Source organism: Bradyrhizobium sp. USDA3516, from assembly GCF_057651995.1.
Window position 1 is genome coordinate 583,038 of the sequence record NZ_JBYGYN010000001.1, and the last position, 15,251, is coordinate 598,288.

Consider the following 15,251-nt stretch of genomic DNA (forward strand, 5'->3'; position numbering starts at 1 on the left):
CAACTGCGATTAACGATTTTCGCCCGTCATATAGAGCCTTCCCGATGCCCGCGCACCCCGCCAGATGGCGAATCTTCGATTGTTTGTCGCGATTTACCGGTAAATTCCCGGAAGTATCGAATCACCGTTTGGGCTTGACGCCACTTCGCTGCAATGCATCATGGCACCAATGAGCACGATCAAAACCGTCTGTGTCTATTGCGGCTCCGGCCCTGGAACAAATCCCAACTTCATTGAAGCGGCGAAGGCGCTCGGCAGAGCGCTGGCGGAAAGCAAGATCCGCCTCGTTTATGGCGGCGGCTCACTCGGCCTGATGGGGGCGGTCGCAACCTCCGTGCTGGATCACGGTGGCATGGTCACCGGCATCATCCCCGACTTCCTGCGGATGCGCGAGAATGCGCTGACGCGCGTGCAGGAGATGGTGGTCACGCCCGACATGCACGAGCGCAAGCGACTGATGTTCGAGCGCTCCGACGCCTTCGTGGCCCTACCCGGCGGGCTCGGCACGCTGGAGGAGCTGGTGGAGCAGCTGACCTGGCAGCAACTCGGCCGTCACGCCAAGCCCGTGCTGCTCGCCAATGTCGACGGCTTCTGGGAGCCGCTGTTCTCCCTGGTGGCCCACATGCGGCAGACCCAGTTCATCCGCGCCGGCCTCACCGTCGATATCCTGAAGGCGGACAAGGTCGAGGAGATCATTCCACGGCTGCGCGCCGCGGCGGCGCAGATCCCCGACGACCAGCACGATCTCGCGCCCGACGTCGCCCGGCGGCTGTAGGGCGCTATTCCTGCGGAAACGTCACCGCCTCGATCCGGTTACCGTCGGGATCGGTGACGAAGGCGGCGTAATAGCGCACGCGATCGTGCGGGCGGAGGCCCGGCGCGCCGTCGGAGGCGCCGCCAGCGGACAGCGCAGCTGCGTGAAACGCATCGATCTCGGCCGTGGTTTTCGCCCGCAGGCAGATGTGCACGCCGCTCTCCGGCGCGACACGCGGCATGCCCTCGCGCAGATTGATCCAGAACTCCGGATAGGCCTTGCCGAACCCGACCGTCCGCGGCCGGCTGACGAGGCGCGCGAGGCCGAGGGCGGCGAGCGCGGCTTCATAGAATTTTGCGGCGCGATCGAGATCGCTAACACCGACGGAGATGTGGTCGATCATGGCGTGCTCCCCTCTCTCCTCGTCATTGCGAGCGCAGCGAAGCAATCCAGATTCTTTCCGCGGCGACAGTCTGGATTGCTTCGCTGCGCTCGCAATGACGGTGTTTGCGGGACCACCGTCTCTTACGCCGGCGCGCCCGATTTCACCAACTTGTAGATCACCGAATCCATCAGCGCCTGGAACGAGGCGTCGATGATGTTCGGGGACACGCCGACCGTGGTCCAGCGATCGCCGTTCTCGTCCTCGCTCTCGATCAGCACGCGCGTGACCGCGCCGGTGCCGCCATTGAGGATACGGACGCGGTAGTCGATCAGCCTCAGGCCCTCGATGAATTTCTGGTACTTGCCGAGGTCCTTGCGCAGCGCGACGTCGAGCGCGTTGACGGGACCGTTGCCCTCGGCCGCCGAGATCAGATGCTCGCCGGCGACGTCGACCTTGACCACCGCGAGCGCCACCGTGACGCGCTCGCCGAGCGCGTTGTAGCGCTGCTCGACGTTGACGTCGAACTGCTCGACCTCGAAATAATGCGGCACCTTGCCGAGCGTGCGGCGCGCCAGGAGCTCGAACGAGGCGTTGGCGGATTCATAGGCATAGCCGGCCGCCTCGCGCTCCTTCAATTCCTCGACCAGACGAGTCAGCTTCGGATCGCTCTTCTCGTAAGGGATGCCGGCGCGGTCGAGCTCGGCGATGACGTTGGAGCGCCCGGCCTGGTCGGACACCAGCACCTTGCGGTGATTGCCGACCAGCTCCGGGGACACATGCTCGTAGGTCTGCGGATCCTTCAGCACGGCGGAGGCATGGATGCCGGTCTTGGTGACGAAGGCGCTCTCGCCGACGTAAGGAGCATGCCGGTTCGGCACGCGGTTGAGCATGTCGTCCAGCGTGCGCGACACCTTGACCAGCGTCGCCAGCTTCTCCGTGGTGACGCCGATCTCGAAAGCCTCGGCAAAACCCGTCTTCAGCTTCAGCGTCGGGATCAGCGAGCAGAGATTGGCGTTGCCGCAGCGCTCGCCGAGGCCGTTCAGCGTGCCCTGGATCTGCCGCGCGCCGGCACGCACCGCGGCGAGCGAATTGGCCACCGCCTGCTCGGTGTCGTTATGGGCGTGGATGCCGACGTGATCGCCGGGGATGTGCCTGGTCACGTCTCTGACGATGGCTTCGACCTCATCGGGCATGGTGCCGCCATTGGTGTCGCACAGCACCACCCAGCGCGCGCCGGCATCGAAGGCGGCTTTGGCGCAGGCGAGCGCGAAAGCGGCGTCTTCCTTGTAGCCATCGAAGAAATGCTCGCAATCGAGCATCACCTCGCGGCCGGCCGCCTTCGCCGCCGCGACGCTGTCGCGGATCGAGGCGAGGTTCTCTTCCCTAGTGGTCTCCAGCGCGACGCGCACCTGATAGGCCGACGCCTTCGCCACGAAGCAGATCGCATCCGCCTTGGCTTCCAGAAGGCCTGCGACGCCCGGATCGTTCGAGACCGAGCGGCCCGCCCGGCGCGTCATGCCGAAGGCGGTGAAGCGCGCGTGATTGAGCTTGGGCTTGGTCGCGAAGAATTCGCTGTCGAGCGGATTGGCGCCGGGATAGCCGCCCTCGACATAGTCGATGCCGAGATCATCGAGCATCTCTGCGATGACCTGCTTGTCTTCAAGCGTGAAGTCGACGCCATTGGTCTGCGCCCCATCGCGCAGCGTGGTGTCGAACAGATAGAGACGCTGCCTGCTCATTGTCCCGCTCCGAGCGTCTTCTTCATGGTGGTGTTGGCGAGCCACTCGTCATTCACAGTGACGCTGTTGCGCTGCTGGGCGGTGTAGCCGCGTTTGGCGAAGAAGCCCTCCGCGGTATCGCTGGCGTCGACCGAGAGGCTCTTGGCACCGCGGCCGCCGGCGAGCTTCTCCAGCGCGTCGACCAGCATGGTCGCGATGCCCTGCCGGCTGACAGCCGGATGCACATAGAGCATGCGAATGTGATCGTTGCCGCGCAGCGAAGCAAAACCAACCGGCGAGCCTTCCAGCGTCGCGATCAGCGTCAGGTCGGACGCGAGCCGCTTGCCGAACTCCTCGTCCTCGGCCGCCGCCATCCAGGCTTCCTGCTGCGCCTCGTTGTAATCGTCGCCGGTCAGTTCCTCGATGCTGGCGGCGAAGATCGCGGCGAGGATCGGCACATCCGCCGGCAGGAAGGGCCTCAGTGCGGGCTTTGGCAAAGTCTGTCCCATCGTCCTCACCACACCCCATAGAGCTTGAGCGCGATCGCCACCGCGCCGGCGAGCAGCGCGATCTTCAGCGCGATGTAATAGAGCCAGTGCCGCGGAAATGGCGTGTCGGGCCGTTTCATCGGGCGATCTCCCAGGTCGTGCCTTCCTTGGAGTCCTTGATCGCGACGCCCATCGCAGCGAGCAGATCGCGGATGCGGTCGGACTCGCCAAAGTCCTTGCGGCTACGGGCCGCTGTCCGCTCCGCGAGCAGGCGCTCGACCTCCTTGGCATCGACCCCGCTCGCCTGCTGCTTGCGCCCTTCCCACTGCGCCGCGCTCTCGGACAGGAATCCGAGCAGCCGCAACGAGCCCGCAAGACCTGCGATATCGTTGCCGCGCAGGCCGTGCAGCGCCGCGATCGCCTGCGGCGTGTTGAGGTCGTCGAGCAGCGGTTCGACCACCGAGGCAGCCGGCTCGCCGGGCCCGACATCGGCCGCGACGCGATACCAATCGTCGAGCGTCTTGGCGCTCTCCTCAAGCGACTTCGTGGTCCAGTCGATCGGCGAGCGGTAATGCGTCTTCAGCATGTTGAGTCGCAGCACCTCACCCGGCCAGTCCCTGAGAAGTTCGTGGATCGTGATGAAGTTGCCGAGGCTCTTCGACATCTTCTCGCTCTCGACCTGCAAGAAGCCGTTGTGCATCCAATAGTTCGCCATGCGCTCGCGGTGGAAGGCGCAGCAGGTCTGCGCGACCTCGTTCTCGTGGTGCGGAAACACGAGATCGATGCCGCCGCCATGGATGTCAAAATGCTCGCCGAGATGCTTCCAGGCCATCGCCGAGCACTCGATGTGCCAGCCCGGACGACCCTCCGCCTTGATGCCCGATGGCGACGGCCAGGACGGCTCGCCCGGCTTGGACGGCTTCCACAGCACGAAGTCGGTCGCATCGCGTTTGTAGGGCGCAACATCGACCCGCGCGCCCGCGATCATCTCGTCGAGCGAGCGCTTCGACAGCGCACCATAGCGCGGCAGCGCGGAATTGGCCGCGTTCATCGCCTGCGGCGAGAACAGCACGTGGTGCTCGGCGACATAGGCGAAGCCGCCGGCGACCAGCTTCTCGATGATCTCGCGCATCTCGCCGATATGCTCGGTGGCGCGCGGCTCGACGCTCGGCCGAAGCGCGCCGAGCGCATCGACGTCGGCATGAAACTGCTTGCCGGTCTGCTCGGTGACCTTGCGAATGGCCTCGTTCAGCGGCAGGCCGGGAAAATCGCGCGCGGCGCGGTCGTTGATCTTGTCGTCGACGTCGGTGATGTTCCGGACATATTTGACGTGCGCCTCGCCGTAGAGATGGCGCAGCAGCCGAAACAGCACGTCGAACACGATCACCGGCCGCGCATTGCCGATATGGGCGAAGTCATAGACCGTCGGTCCGCAGACATACATGCGGACATTGTTCGGATCGAGCGGCACGAAGGTGCGCTTTTCCCGGCTCAGCGTATCGTAAAGACGCAATTCCATGACAACCCATCCCTCTCGGCCGGGCGTCCAAGGCTCTCAATGCATTTGAGAAAAGACGGCTCCAGCCAGCGAATCGCTAGCTCGTAATCTCGCGGCAAATGGCGCAGATGGCGAGGAGACCGTTCATGCGGCCACATATGGGCCAGCACGGGCCCCGGCGTCAAGGGCCGCGAAAATGCCGTTTTTGCCTCAGCAAGGGCGCGGCCTGCCCCAAGGCTTCATGATCCCCTAACCATTTGGGGCCATTCTGGAACCTGCGGTTCCCGATTTTTTTGCCCCGGTATTTTCATGCGATCCCTGCTCGCGCTCATTTTCGGCGCCTCGGTCCTTGCAGCACCTCCCGCTTGCGCCGAGACCCGCGTCTTCATCATCGCCGACCAGTGCCTGGCCAAGAGCGTCACCAAGGGCGACACGTGCGGCGCCTCCGCCGCGCGGACCTATTGCCAGTCACGAGATTTTGCGAAGGCATCGAGCTATCGCCGGGTCGATCCCGACGAAATTACCGGCTCCGTCCCCAAAACCGGCACAAACTGCTCCCATGGCCATTGCGACGAATATGTCGCAATCACCTGCCAGCGCTGAATTCCCTCGGAGCTGGCGGACCTTAGGACCAGTCTTCGGCCCCTGAAACGACGTGACGATGCCGCAGGAAGCGGCTATGGGAGGGCGCGCTTCGGCCCCCAAGTCAAAGTTACGCTGGGCCGTGACCTCGCTAGAATGGCGGATATGCCTGAATTCCTCTCTCTCCTCCGTGCCCGCTCCCTTCTTGCCTGCACCGTGCTCCTCGGCACCGTGGTGCTCGCCGATGGCGCTTTGGCGCAGGCCGGCCCGCCGCCCCAGCCCGGCCAGAACGGGCTCGGACCGAACCCGATGTGCGTGCGCCTGGAAGCCCAGCTGGCCGCGCTCGATCGCGGCGGCGGGGGTGATGCCGCGCGCGAGGAGCAGATCCGCCGCTACCAGGATTCCCAGGCCAAGCAGCAGGCCGAGCTGGACCGCGTCACCATGCAGGCCAAGCGCATGGGCTGCGATTCCTCCGGCTTCTTCTCGCTGTTCAACGGCCAGTCGGCGCAATGCGGTCCCGTCAACACCCAGATCCAGCAGATGCGCGCCAATCTGGACCAGATCACCGGCAGCCTCGAGCGGCTGCGCGGCGGGCCCGGCGCCAGCCCGGAGCGCGACAACCAGCGCCGCTCGGTGCTGATGGCGCTGGCGCAGAACAATTGCGGCCCGCAATATGCCAATGCCGCGCAATCGCAAGGCGGCGGCAATTTCCTGACCAATCTGTTCGGCGGCAACAACCCGAACAATCCGCAAGCGATGCCGCCCTCCGATCTCGGCCCGCAATCCGGCACCTTCCGCACCGTCTGCGTGCGCACCTGCGACGGCGCCTATTTCCCGATCTCCTTTGCCACCGTGCCGGCGCGCTTTCCCGACGACGAGAAGACCTGCAAGGCGCTATGCCCGGCCGCGGAAGCCGTGCTCTACACCCATCGCAATCCCGGCGAGGACATGAACGCGGCGGTCTCGATCGGCGGCCAGCCCTACACCGCGCTGCCGACCGCATTCAAATTCCGCAGCGAGTTCAACCCGTCCTGCGCCTGCAAGGCCGCAGGCCAGACCTGGGCGGATGCGCTGAAATCGGCCGACGACAAGGCCGCGGCCGAGCAGCAGGGCGACATCATCGTCACCGAGGAGAGCGCCAGGAAGATGCAGCAGCAGCGGGCGGCCAAGGGCGCGCCGCAGCCTGCCAACGCCAAGAAGGGCACGGCGCCCCCTGCGACCACGGCAAATGCACCGACCGCGTCCCCGCCGGCGGACACCGGTACGCCGGCACCGGGCTCGGAGAACAAGCCGATCCGCTCGGTCGGCCCGACCTTCCTGCCGCAGCAGCAGAAGTAGGGTCGGCGCCTGCTCCAATCTCAACTGTCATGCCCCGCGCAGGCGGGACATCCAGTGCTCCGCAGCGAGGATTTTGGTTTTCACAACGTCCGCCGCGGCGTACTGGATCATCCGCCTTCGCGGATGATGACAGCAATCTCCTGAGCGCCACCGCAGGCCCCGCCCCTACCCCTCGAACGCGTCGATTGAGGGCTTGCTGCCGCGTGACACCAGCGTCTCATCCGGAGCGGGCAGTTTCTCGCCCCGATCGCGAAAGCGGTTGGTGATGGGATAGCGGCGGTCGCGGCCGAAATTTCGACGCGTCACCTTCACCCCAGGCGCGGCCTGGCGGCGCTTGTATTCGGCAACGTTGAGCAGATGATCGATCCGGGTGACGATCTCGCGGTCGAAACCGGCGGCGATGATCTGATCCAGCGGCTCCTCGCGCTCGACCAGGCGCTCCAGGATGGCATCGAGCACGTCGTAAGGTGGCAACGAGTCCTGATCGGTCTGGTTTTCGCGCAGCTCCGCACTCGGCGGGCGCGTGATGATGTCGGGCGGGATCACCTCGCCCGCCGGGCCGAGCGCGCCCTCCGGCTTCCAGGAATTGCGCAAGCTCGCCAGCCGGAACACCTGCGTCTTGTAGATGTCCTTGATCGGGTTGAAGCCGCCGTTCATGTCGCCATAGAGCGTGGCGTAGCCGACCGACATCTCCGACTTGTTGCCGGTCGTCACCACCATCAGCCCGGTCTTGTTGGAGATCGCCATCAGCAGCGTGCCGCGGGTGCGGGCCTGGAGGTTCTCCTCGGTGATATCGGGCGGCAGGTTCTTGAAGATGCCGGACAGGATCGTCTCGAACCCGGTCACGGCTTCGGCGATCGGCAGCACCTCGTAGCGGATGCCGAGATGGCCGGCGAGCTCGCCGGCATCTGCGATCGAATGCGGCGCGGTGTAGCGGTAAGGCAGCATCACGCCATGCACCTGGTCGACGCCGAGCGCGTCGACCGCGATCGCCGCGCAGAGCGCCGAATCGATGCCGCCGGAGATGCCGAGCAGCACGCCGGGAAAGCCGTTCTTGGTGACGTAATCGCGCAGGCCCAGCACGCAGGCGGCGTAGTCGGCCTTGTCGCCCTCGGGCAGCTCGGCGATCGGGCCGCTGCAGCGCCAGTCGTCGCCGTTTCTCGCAAAGCGCAGCGTGACGATGCCCTCTTCGAAGGCCGGCAGTTGCGCCGCCAGCGAGAGATCGCCATTGAGCGCGAAGGATGCGCCGTCGAAGACGAGCTCGTCCTGGCCGCCGACCTGGTTGAGATAGACCAGCGGCAGCCCGCTCTCCGTGACGCGCGCCACCGCGACCGACAGGCGCACGTCGTTCTTGTCGCGGGCGTAAGGCGAGCCGTTCGGCACCAAGATGATCTCGGCGCCGGTTTCGGCCAGCGTCTCGACCACGTTCTCGTAATCCTCGGACTCCTCCAGCCAGATGTCCTCGCAGATCGGTACGCCCACGCGCACGCCGCGCACGGTGACGGGACCGGCGGCAGGGCCGCGCGAAAACAGCCGCTTCTCGTCGAACACGCCGTAGTTCGGCAGGTTGCACTTGAAGCGCAGGCTCGCGATGCGCCCGCCGTCGAGCAGCGCGCAGGCATTGTAGAGCCTGCCCTCCTCGACCCAGGGCGTGCCGACCAGCATCGCGGGCCCGCCATCGGCGGTCTCGCGGGCGAGGCTTTCGATTGCGGCGCGGCAGGCGGACTGGAAGGCGGGCTTCTGCACCAGGTCTTCCGGCGGATAGCCGGCGATGAACAGTTCCGGAAACAGCACGAGATCGGCGCCGTCGAACTTCGCCTGCGCCCGCGCCGCGCGCGCCTTGGCGGCATTGCCCTCCACGTCGCCCATGGTCGGATTGAGCTGGGCGAGCGTGACCGCGAATGTGTCGAGACGTTCGGTCATGGCCGCTTATCCGATCCCGAGTTACAGGAACCCCAATCGCTCGATGACGGCAATGATCCAGAACGCGCCGGTCATCAGGAGCGCAACGCCAACCGCGGCCGAGCCCATGTCCTTGACGCGGCCGATCTGCTTGTCGTGATCCAGGGTCAGCCGGTCGGCGAGCTTCTCGATCGCGGTATTGAGCAGCTCGACCGTCAGCACGAACGCGACCGAACACACCAATTCGACCGCGCGCATCGCGGTCGCGCCGATGAACCAGGCGAGCGGCACCGACAGCAGCAGCGCAAAGATCTCCTCGCGGACGGCCTGCTCCGACCGGAACGCAAAGGCCAGCCCGTTGCGGGAATTGATCGTGGCCTTCCAGATCCGCAGCAAGGTCTTACAGCCCCGCTGCAGCCGGTATAGGCTGGGTCTTGCCGGCGCGCTCCTGCTTGAGCAGCTCCGCCACCAGGAACGCCATGTCGATGGATTGCTCGGCGTTGAGGCGCGGATCGCAGACCGTGTGATAGCGATCGTTGAGATCCTCGTCCGTGATCGCGCGGGCGCCGCCGAGACATTCGGTGACGTCCTGGCCGGTCATCTCCAGATGCACGCCACCGGCATGGGTGCCCTCGGCGGCGTGGACCGCGAAGAACGACTTCACTTCGGACAGGATGCGGTCGAACGGCCGCGTCTTGTAGCCGGACGTCGAGCTGATGGTGTTGCCGTGCATGGGATCGCACGACCAGACCACCACCCGGCCCTCGCGCTTCACGGCGCGGACCATGTTCGGCAGGTACTCGCCGATCTTGTCTGAGCCGAAGCGGCCGATCAGCGTCAGCCGGCCCGGCTCGTTGTCGGGATTGAGCACGTCGATCAGCTTCAACAGCTCGTCCACCTTGAGCGAGGGGCCGCACTTCAAACCGATCGGATTCTTGATGCCGCGGAAATATTCGACATGGCCGTGATCGAGCTGACGGGTGCGGTCGCCGATCCAGATCATGTGGCCCGAGGTCGCATACCAGTCGCCGGTGGTGGAATCGACGCGAGTCATGGCCTGCTCGTAGCCGAGCAGCAGCGCCTCGTGGCTGGTGTAGAAATCGGTCGAGCGGAGCTCGGGATGGGCCTCGAGATCGAGGCCGCAGGCGCGCATGAAGTTGAGCGCATCCGAGATGCGGTCGGCCAGCTCCTTGTAGCGGCGGGATTGCGGACTATCCTTGAGGAAGCCGAGCATCCATTGATGCACGCTGCCGAGATTGGCGTAGCCGCCGGTGGCGAAGGCGCGCAGCAGGTTCAGCGTAGCCGCCGACTGGCGATAAGCCATCAGCTGGCGCTGCGGATCGGGAATGCGCGCTTCGCTGGTGAAGGCGATGTCGTTGACGATGTCGCCGCGATAGCTCGGCAGCTCGACGCCGTTTATCTTCTCGGTCGGCGATGAGCGCGGCTTTGCGAACTGGCCGGCGATGCGGCCGACCTTCACCACCGGCACCGCGCCGGCATAGGTCAGCACCACCGCCATCTGCAGCAGCACGCGGAAGAAGTCGCGGATGTTGTTGGCGCCGTGCTCCGCAAAACTCTCGGCGCAGTCGCCGCCCTGGAGCAGGAAGGCCTCGCCGGCCGCAACGCGGCCCAAGGCCTTCTTCAGATTGCGCGCCTCGCCTGCGAACACCAGCGGCGGAAAGGTCGCAAGCTGCGCCTCGACGTCGGCCAAAGCCCTGGCGTCGGGATATTCGGGCACCTGTAGCACCGGCTTGCTGCGCCAGGACTCGGGCGTCCACCGCTCGGACATCACAATCTCTCCGTGAAGCAAAAACCACAACCTGATCTAGGGGTTGCGAGGGCCGCCTTATACACAGGCCGGCCACGCCCCGCCAGTTGTAAATCCATTTCGCAGCGCAAACCCTTGCGGCCAAAGCCGAATTCGCATTTGCTTGGGCTGGGCTTAGGAATTCGACAGGACACCGACTGCGATGGGCGCGGCACTGGACGACGTCTTCATCGACGAGATCAGCTTCCCGGCAACCGACGGCTATGCCCTGAGCGGCACCCTGTTCCTGCCGCGCGGCGCCAAGCGCCATGCCGTCCTGATCAATTCGGCGACGGCGGTGCCGCGAAAGATCTATCGGGGCTTTGCCTCCTACCTCGCCCATCGCGGCTGCGCGGTGTTGACCTATGACTATCGCGGCATCGGCGGCTCCCGCCTGCCGGCAATGGTCGGCTACAACCAGCCGAAATCGCTGGTCGGCTTCAAGGCTTCGATGTCGGACTGGGCCGCGCTCGACGTCACCGCCGCGGTCAGCTGGATGCGCGAGCGCTATCATGTCCTGCCGCTCGCCTATATCGGCCATTCCTTCGGCGGCCAGGCGCTCGGGCTGATCGCGAACAACAGCGAGATCTCGCGCGCCGCCTTGGTGGCCTCGCAGGCCGCGACCTGGCGGCTGATGACCTCGCCGGAAAAATACCGCGTCTTCGCCTTCATGAATCTCGTCGGTGTGCCGCTGGTCCATGCACTCGGTTACGCACCCGGCTGGGCCGGTATCGGCGAGGACCTGCCCAAGGGCGTCTTCCTGCAATGGACCGAATGGGTCTCGAGCCCGCGCTATCTGTTCGATTCGAAGCTGCCGGCGCTGGCGAATTTCGCGAATTTCAAAGGCGAGCTGCGCTCGCTATGCTTCTCCGACGATCCCTGGGCAACGCGCCCCGCGGTCGAGCTGCTCGCGGGCGGCTTCACTGCGATCAAGCCGGAGGTTCTGACCGTGAAACCGTCCGACGTCGGCGCCAAGGGAATAGGCCATTTCGGCTTCTTCCGCCCCGAGCACCGCGACACGCTGTGGCGCGGCGTCGCGGAATGGATTCAGGGGGAATGAGGCTGCGTCAGCGGATGATCGTCGTCAGCGACGAGTAGCGCCGGTTCGGCTTGGCGTCGCTAGGTGCGAACTGCGCGAAGGCCTCGCTGACGCGGACCGCCGGCGGCGTGTCGCTCGCGAACCGAAACTCCTTCGGCCGCGGTGCGTAAAAGCTGGCGCGGTAATAAGCGTCGTCGAAGCGCGCCTCGCCGACGCCGAACAATGCGTCACAGACCAGCAGGAGCGCGTAGACTCCCGCGACCGATGCGACGATCTCCCTGAGAATTGTCATGCCGATGCCCTGCCCTTTTGCGGGCAGGATGCAGATCGGTTCCAAAGGCCTGGTTTAAGGCGCCCGGCTTCTTGTCGGCAGCGTTTGCCGGCGCTGAACCGATTGCAGACAATTTTATCGATCTCGAAAGAAGAGCCCGCCCAACCGGACGATCAGGCAGGCTCCAGGATTGGCCGCTCGGGAGGTATTGGGCGGCCAGCTTATCAGCCGTGCTCGGCCTGCTTGCGATGGCCGCTCTCGCTGAGGCGGTCGACCCACGCGATGCCGATGGCCGAGATGATGAAGGTCATGTGAATCAGCACCTGCCACATCACCCCACTCTCGGTGAAATTGCTGCGCGTGGTGCCGAGATTGCCGGCCTCGATGAAGGTCCTGAGCAGCGAGATCGAGGAGATGCCGATGATCGCCATCGCGAGCTTGATCTTGAGCACGCTGGCATTGACGTGACCGAGCCATTCCGGCTCGTCCGGATGCCCGCTCAGGTTCAGGCGGGAGACGAAGGTCTCGTAGCCGCCGACGATCACCATGATCAGCAGGTTCGAGATCATGACGACGTCGATCAGCCCGAGCACGACCAGCATGATCTGCTGCTCGCTGGCGTCGAACGAATGCAAGACGAGGTGCCAGAGCTCCTTCAGGAACAACAGCACATAGACGGCCTGGGCGACGATGAGGCCGACATAGAGCGGCAGTTGGAGCCAGCGCGAGCCGAAGATCAGCTTCGGAAGCAGGCCGACCGGCGGCAACGGCGCGGCCCGCGCCGAAGGTGCTTTGGGTTCAGACGTCATTGATCACTCCGGATCGCGGTAGATTGTCGCCTCAGAGACTCGCAATCACCGGTGCAAGCTCCAGCGTGCCGCGATAGATCATCTCGAACGCGACGTAAAGGATGATGGCGAGGCCGACATAGGCGACCCAGCGCTGCTTCTGGAGCAAGCGGCCGAGCAGATCCGCGGCGACGCCCATCATCCCAACCGACAAGAGCAGGCCGAAGGCCAGGATGTAGGGATGCTCCCGCGCGGCGCCCGCGACCGCGAGCACGTTGTCGAGCGACATCGACACGTCGGCGGCGACGATCTGCACCGCCGCCTGGCCGAAGGTCTTCTGCTGTACCGGCGCAGCACCTGCGCTGCCACTATCGAATGCGAGTTCTTTCGAATGCGCGGACTGCTCGCGCAGCTCGCGCCACATCTTCCAGCAGACCCAGAGCAGCAACACGCCGCCGGCGAGCAGAAGGCCGATCACTTGCAGAAGCTGGGTCGCAACGCCGGCGAAGGCGATACGCAGTGCGGTGGCAGCGGCGATACCGACGATGATGGCGCGGCGGCGCTGCTCGGCCGGCAGGCCGGCAGCCGCAAGGCCGATGACGACGGCATTGTCGCCGGCGAGCACGAGATCGATCAGGATGACTTGAAATAGCGCGGACAGCGCTTCGGCGGTGATGAATTCAGTCATGATTGACCATTTTTCGATGTGGACCGATCGAGCCAGTGCGGCTTCTTCCGCTCGACCCAATCCAGAACCTTGGAACGCGAGGAGCGTAACGCAGGCACGTCCTCGGCAAGCAGCGCGAGTCCGAGCGGCAGCATCCAGACGCCGAGAATCGGCAGGAAGGAAAGTACGCCGCCGGCGATGAGCAGCGCGCCCGAGGGAATCCTCACCCAGCGGCTGGACGGCTTGAGCAGATAGGTGACGGTGTCGCCCATGCGCGGCGGCAACCGGTCGACGAGCTTGTCGAGGCGCGGGTCACCGCCGGCCATCTCGCTGGCGGTCCCTGCGGCGCGATTCCCGGGCTCGTCCGATGCTGCGCTCATGCTCATTCCTCTGCGGCCACGTGCTGTCTGGTGCGGACCGTGCCCGACGCAACCGGCTTCGCGCGCGGCAATGCGAGCGTCAGGAGACGCAACAGCTTGATCGCCTGCACCTCATGGGGATGCACGTCCTCGTCGGCCGCGGCGACGCGCTCCGACAGTTCCATCAAATGCGCCGACAGCGGCATGTTCGAAACCGGCCGCAGCGCGTCGATCACGACATTGGCAAAATCCGGCTCCTCGAGCCGTTCGGCGAGTGCGTCGAACATGCCGAGCAGCCTTTCCTCGTCGATATGAGGCGCCAATCCGCGGTCTCGGATGAAGCGGATCACCTCGTCGCGCTCGACCGGCGAAACGCGCCGATCGGCCACCGCGACCAGCGCGCCGGCAATGACCAGCGCGGCCGCGGCCTGCTCGTTCAGGCTGGACGGATCCGCGATCTCGATCGGATTTGAATGCTTGGCGTCAGACATCGTTGCTCCCTTAGCTTGCGAAATGACCGCACGGAGCTGTGATGGAACGACTGGCGGGAGAGAACCGGAGAAGGCCCGACGGTCGCCGATCCATCGCATTCGCGCGGGACAGGTCATCCGACATCACGAGGTTTGCCGACACAGTCGGCGTCCTCGCCAGAGGGGCCCGGATTCTTGTTCGCTCAGAAACTAAAGATGGCTCTGTCGGAATCAAGGCGGTGCCACTGCGACCAGCCGCCGCATCGGTTCCGCAGCCGCACCGGACGGGAACCATCGTGACGGCCGATCATTGACTGCACTTCACGGGCATCTCCCGACAGGATTCCTCATGTGCCGCTGGATCGCATATCGGGGCGAGACGACGTCCTTTGAGCCTTACGTCACCGAGCCCGAGCATTCGCTGGTCGCGCAGAGCATCCGCTCGCTTCAGTCGACGGCGGGATCGAATGGCGACGGCTTTGGTCTCGGCTGGTACGGCGAGCATCCGGAACCTGGCCTGTATCGTGAGACGCGCCCGGCCTGGTCGGACGAGAACCTGCGCTATCTCTGCCGCCATCTCCGCTCGCATCTGTTCTTCGCGCATGTGCGTGCCGCCACCGGCACGGCGGTGACGCGGCAGAATTGCCATCCCTTCGCCTGCGGCCAGTGGATGTTCATGCACAACGGATTCGTCGGCAGCTGGAGTCGGCTGCGGCGGAAGGTCGAGGCGCTGATTCCCGATGCCTATTACCCGTCGCGGCTGGGCACCACCGATTCGGAAGCTGTGTTCCTCGCGATGATGGGCGCGGGCCTGGACCGCGATCCGCTCGGTGCGACGCAGCGTGTGCTGCAAGCCCTGGTCGGTCTCGTCAACGAGGGCCAGCTCCGCGAACGGCTGCGCTTCACCAGCGCGATCGCCAACGGACATGATCTCTACGCGTTCCGGGTTGCGGTCAACGACGCCGCGAACACGCTGTACTTCCGCCAGGATGGCGACCAAGTCGTGGTCGTGTCCGAGCCGTTCGACAAGGAAGAGAACTGGACGGACGTGCCGCCCAATCACGCGTTGATTGCGCGCGCGTCCGAAAGCGCGAAGATTGTTCCGTTCGACGTGACAATTTGCAGTGGCGCCGAGACGGAACCCGCCCCGGCCAGAAGGATTAGTGCCCGCAGGTGACCTTCGCC

The 15,251-nt window shown here is 65.2% G+C and carries 17 protein-coding genes; 5 read left to right on the forward strand and 12 right to left on the reverse strand.

What is annotated here, in order from left to right:
- Window positions 1–169: 169 nt before the first annotated feature.
- Window positions 170–775 carry an LOG family protein gene (locus AC24YW_RS03030; RefSeq protein WP_487481301.1) on the forward strand — a complete coding sequence of 202 codons (606 nt, stop codon included), beginning with the start codon at window positions 170–172 and terminating at the stop codon, window positions 773–775.
- A gap of 4 nt (window positions 776–779) precedes the next feature.
- Here the strand turns inward: AC24YW_RS03030 and AC24YW_RS03035 are convergent, their stop codons facing one another.
- The 4 genes from AC24YW_RS03035 to cysS all read right to left on the reverse strand — a co-directional run bounded on the left by AC24YW_RS03035 (window position 780) and on the right by cysS (window position 4,864).
- Window positions 780–1,157 (reverse strand): VOC family protein, encoded by a 378-nt coding sequence (locus tag AC24YW_RS03035; RefSeq protein ID WP_487481302.1) that lies wholly within the window; start codon window positions 1,155–1,157, stop codon window positions 780–782.
- Between the two features lie 122 nt (window positions 1,158–1,279).
- Window positions 1,280–2,878: a citramalate synthase gene (cimA, locus tag AC24YW_RS03040; protein WP_487481303.1), complete on the reverse strand. Its 1,599-nt coding sequence runs from the start codon at window positions 2,876–2,878 to the stop codon at window positions 1,280–1,282.
- Window positions 2,875–3,366, reverse strand: coding sequence for a GNAT family N-acetyltransferase (locus tag AC24YW_RS03045; RefSeq protein ID WP_487481304.1), 492 nt, complete (start codon window positions 3,364–3,366; stop codon window positions 2,875–2,877). The genes cimA and AC24YW_RS03045 overlap by 4 nt, the downstream gene beginning before the upstream one ends.
- A 115-nt stretch (window positions 3,367–3,481) precedes the next feature.
- Window positions 3,482–4,864 carry a cysteine--tRNA ligase gene (gene cysS, locus AC24YW_RS03050; RefSeq protein WP_487481305.1) on the reverse strand — a complete coding sequence of 461 codons (1,383 nt, stop codon included), beginning with the start codon at window positions 4,862–4,864 and terminating at the stop codon, window positions 3,482–3,484.
- A gap of 288 nt (window positions 4,865–5,152) precedes the next feature.
- On the opposite strand from cysS, the gene AC24YW_RS03055 reads away from it, so the two are divergent.
- Both AC24YW_RS03055 and AC24YW_RS03060 read left to right on the forward strand, forming a co-directional pair.
- Window positions 5,153–5,446: a hypothetical protein gene (locus AC24YW_RS03055; RefSeq protein ID WP_487481306.1), complete on the forward strand. Its 294-nt coding sequence runs from the start codon at window positions 5,153–5,155 to the stop codon at window positions 5,444–5,446.
- 135 nt (window positions 5,447–5,581) lie between these two features.
- Window positions 5,582–6,763, forward strand: coding sequence for a DUF2865 domain-containing protein (locus AC24YW_RS03060; protein ID WP_487481307.1), 1,182 nt, complete (start codon window positions 5,582–5,584; stop codon window positions 6,761–6,763).
- A 165-nt stretch (window positions 6,764–6,928) separates the two neighbouring features.
- Here AC24YW_RS03060 and AC24YW_RS03065 read toward each other — a convergent pair whose 3' ends face one another.
- From AC24YW_RS03065 to AC24YW_RS03075, 3 genes are read right to left on the reverse strand one after another with little or no spacing between them, the layout of a single operon-like run.
- Window positions 6,929–8,686: an NAD+ synthase gene (locus AC24YW_RS03065; protein ID WP_487481308.1), complete on the reverse strand. Its 1,758-nt coding sequence runs from the start codon at window positions 8,684–8,686 to the stop codon at window positions 6,929–6,931.
- A 21-nt stretch (window positions 8,687–8,707) separates the two neighbouring features.
- Entirely contained in the window at window positions 8,708–9,061 is a 354-nt protein-coding gene (locus AC24YW_RS03070; RefSeq protein ID WP_487481309.1) for a diacylglycerol kinase, read from the reverse strand.
- Window positions 9,062–9,065: 4 nt separating this feature from the next.
- Entirely contained in the window at window positions 9,066–10,454 is a 1,389-nt protein-coding gene (locus AC24YW_RS03075) for a class II 3-deoxy-7-phosphoheptulonate synthase (protein ID WP_487481310.1), read from the reverse strand.
- A 181-nt stretch (window positions 10,455–10,635) separates the two neighbouring features.
- On the opposite strand from AC24YW_RS03075, the gene AC24YW_RS03080 reads away from it, so the two are divergent.
- Window positions 10,636–11,532 carry an alpha/beta hydrolase family protein gene (locus AC24YW_RS03080; RefSeq protein WP_487481311.1) on the forward strand — a complete coding sequence of 299 codons (897 nt, stop codon included), beginning with the start codon at window positions 10,636–10,638 and terminating at the stop codon, window positions 11,530–11,532.
- A gap of 7 nt (window positions 11,533–11,539) precedes the next feature.
- Here AC24YW_RS03080 and AC24YW_RS03085 read toward each other — a convergent pair whose 3' ends face one another.
- The 5 genes from AC24YW_RS03085 to AC24YW_RS03105 form a co-directional block, all read right to left on the reverse strand.
- Window positions 11,540–11,803, reverse strand: a complete 264-nt coding sequence (locus tag AC24YW_RS03085; RefSeq protein ID WP_487481312.1) for a hypothetical protein — start codon at window positions 11,801–11,803, stop codon at window positions 11,540–11,542.
- Window positions 11,804–12,006: 203 nt separating this feature from the next.
- Window positions 12,007–12,591, reverse strand: coding sequence for a TIGR00645 family protein (locus AC24YW_RS03090; RefSeq protein WP_487481313.1), 585 nt, complete (start codon window positions 12,589–12,591; stop codon window positions 12,007–12,009).
- Between the two features lie 31 nt (window positions 12,592–12,622).
- The gene (locus tag AC24YW_RS03095) at window positions 12,623–13,258 is read right to left on the reverse strand and encodes a TerC family protein (protein WP_487481314.1); all 636 of its coding nucleotides are present in this window, start codon (window positions 13,256–13,258) and stop codon (window positions 12,623–12,625) included.
- On the reverse strand, window positions 13,255–13,617 hold the full coding sequence (locus AC24YW_RS03100) for a hypothetical protein (RefSeq protein ID WP_487481315.1): 363 nt from the start codon (window positions 13,615–13,617) through the stop codon (window positions 13,255–13,257). Before AC24YW_RS03100 ends, AC24YW_RS03095 begins: the two co-directional genes overlap by 4 nt.
- Window positions 13,618–13,619: 2 nt before the next feature.
- The gene (locus AC24YW_RS03105) at window positions 13,620–14,087 is read right to left on the reverse strand and encodes a TerB family tellurite resistance protein (RefSeq protein ID WP_487481316.1); all 468 of its coding nucleotides are present in this window, start codon (window positions 14,085–14,087) and stop codon (window positions 13,620–13,622) included.
- A gap of 328 nt (window positions 14,088–14,415) precedes the next feature.
- Here AC24YW_RS03105 and AC24YW_RS03110 point away from each other — a divergent pair, with 328 nt between their 5' ends.
- Window positions 14,416–15,243 (forward strand): class II glutamine amidotransferase, encoded by an 828-nt coding sequence (locus AC24YW_RS03110; RefSeq protein WP_487481317.1) that lies wholly within the window; start codon window positions 14,416–14,418, stop codon window positions 15,241–15,243.
- Window positions 15,244–15,251: the final 8 nt, after the last annotated feature.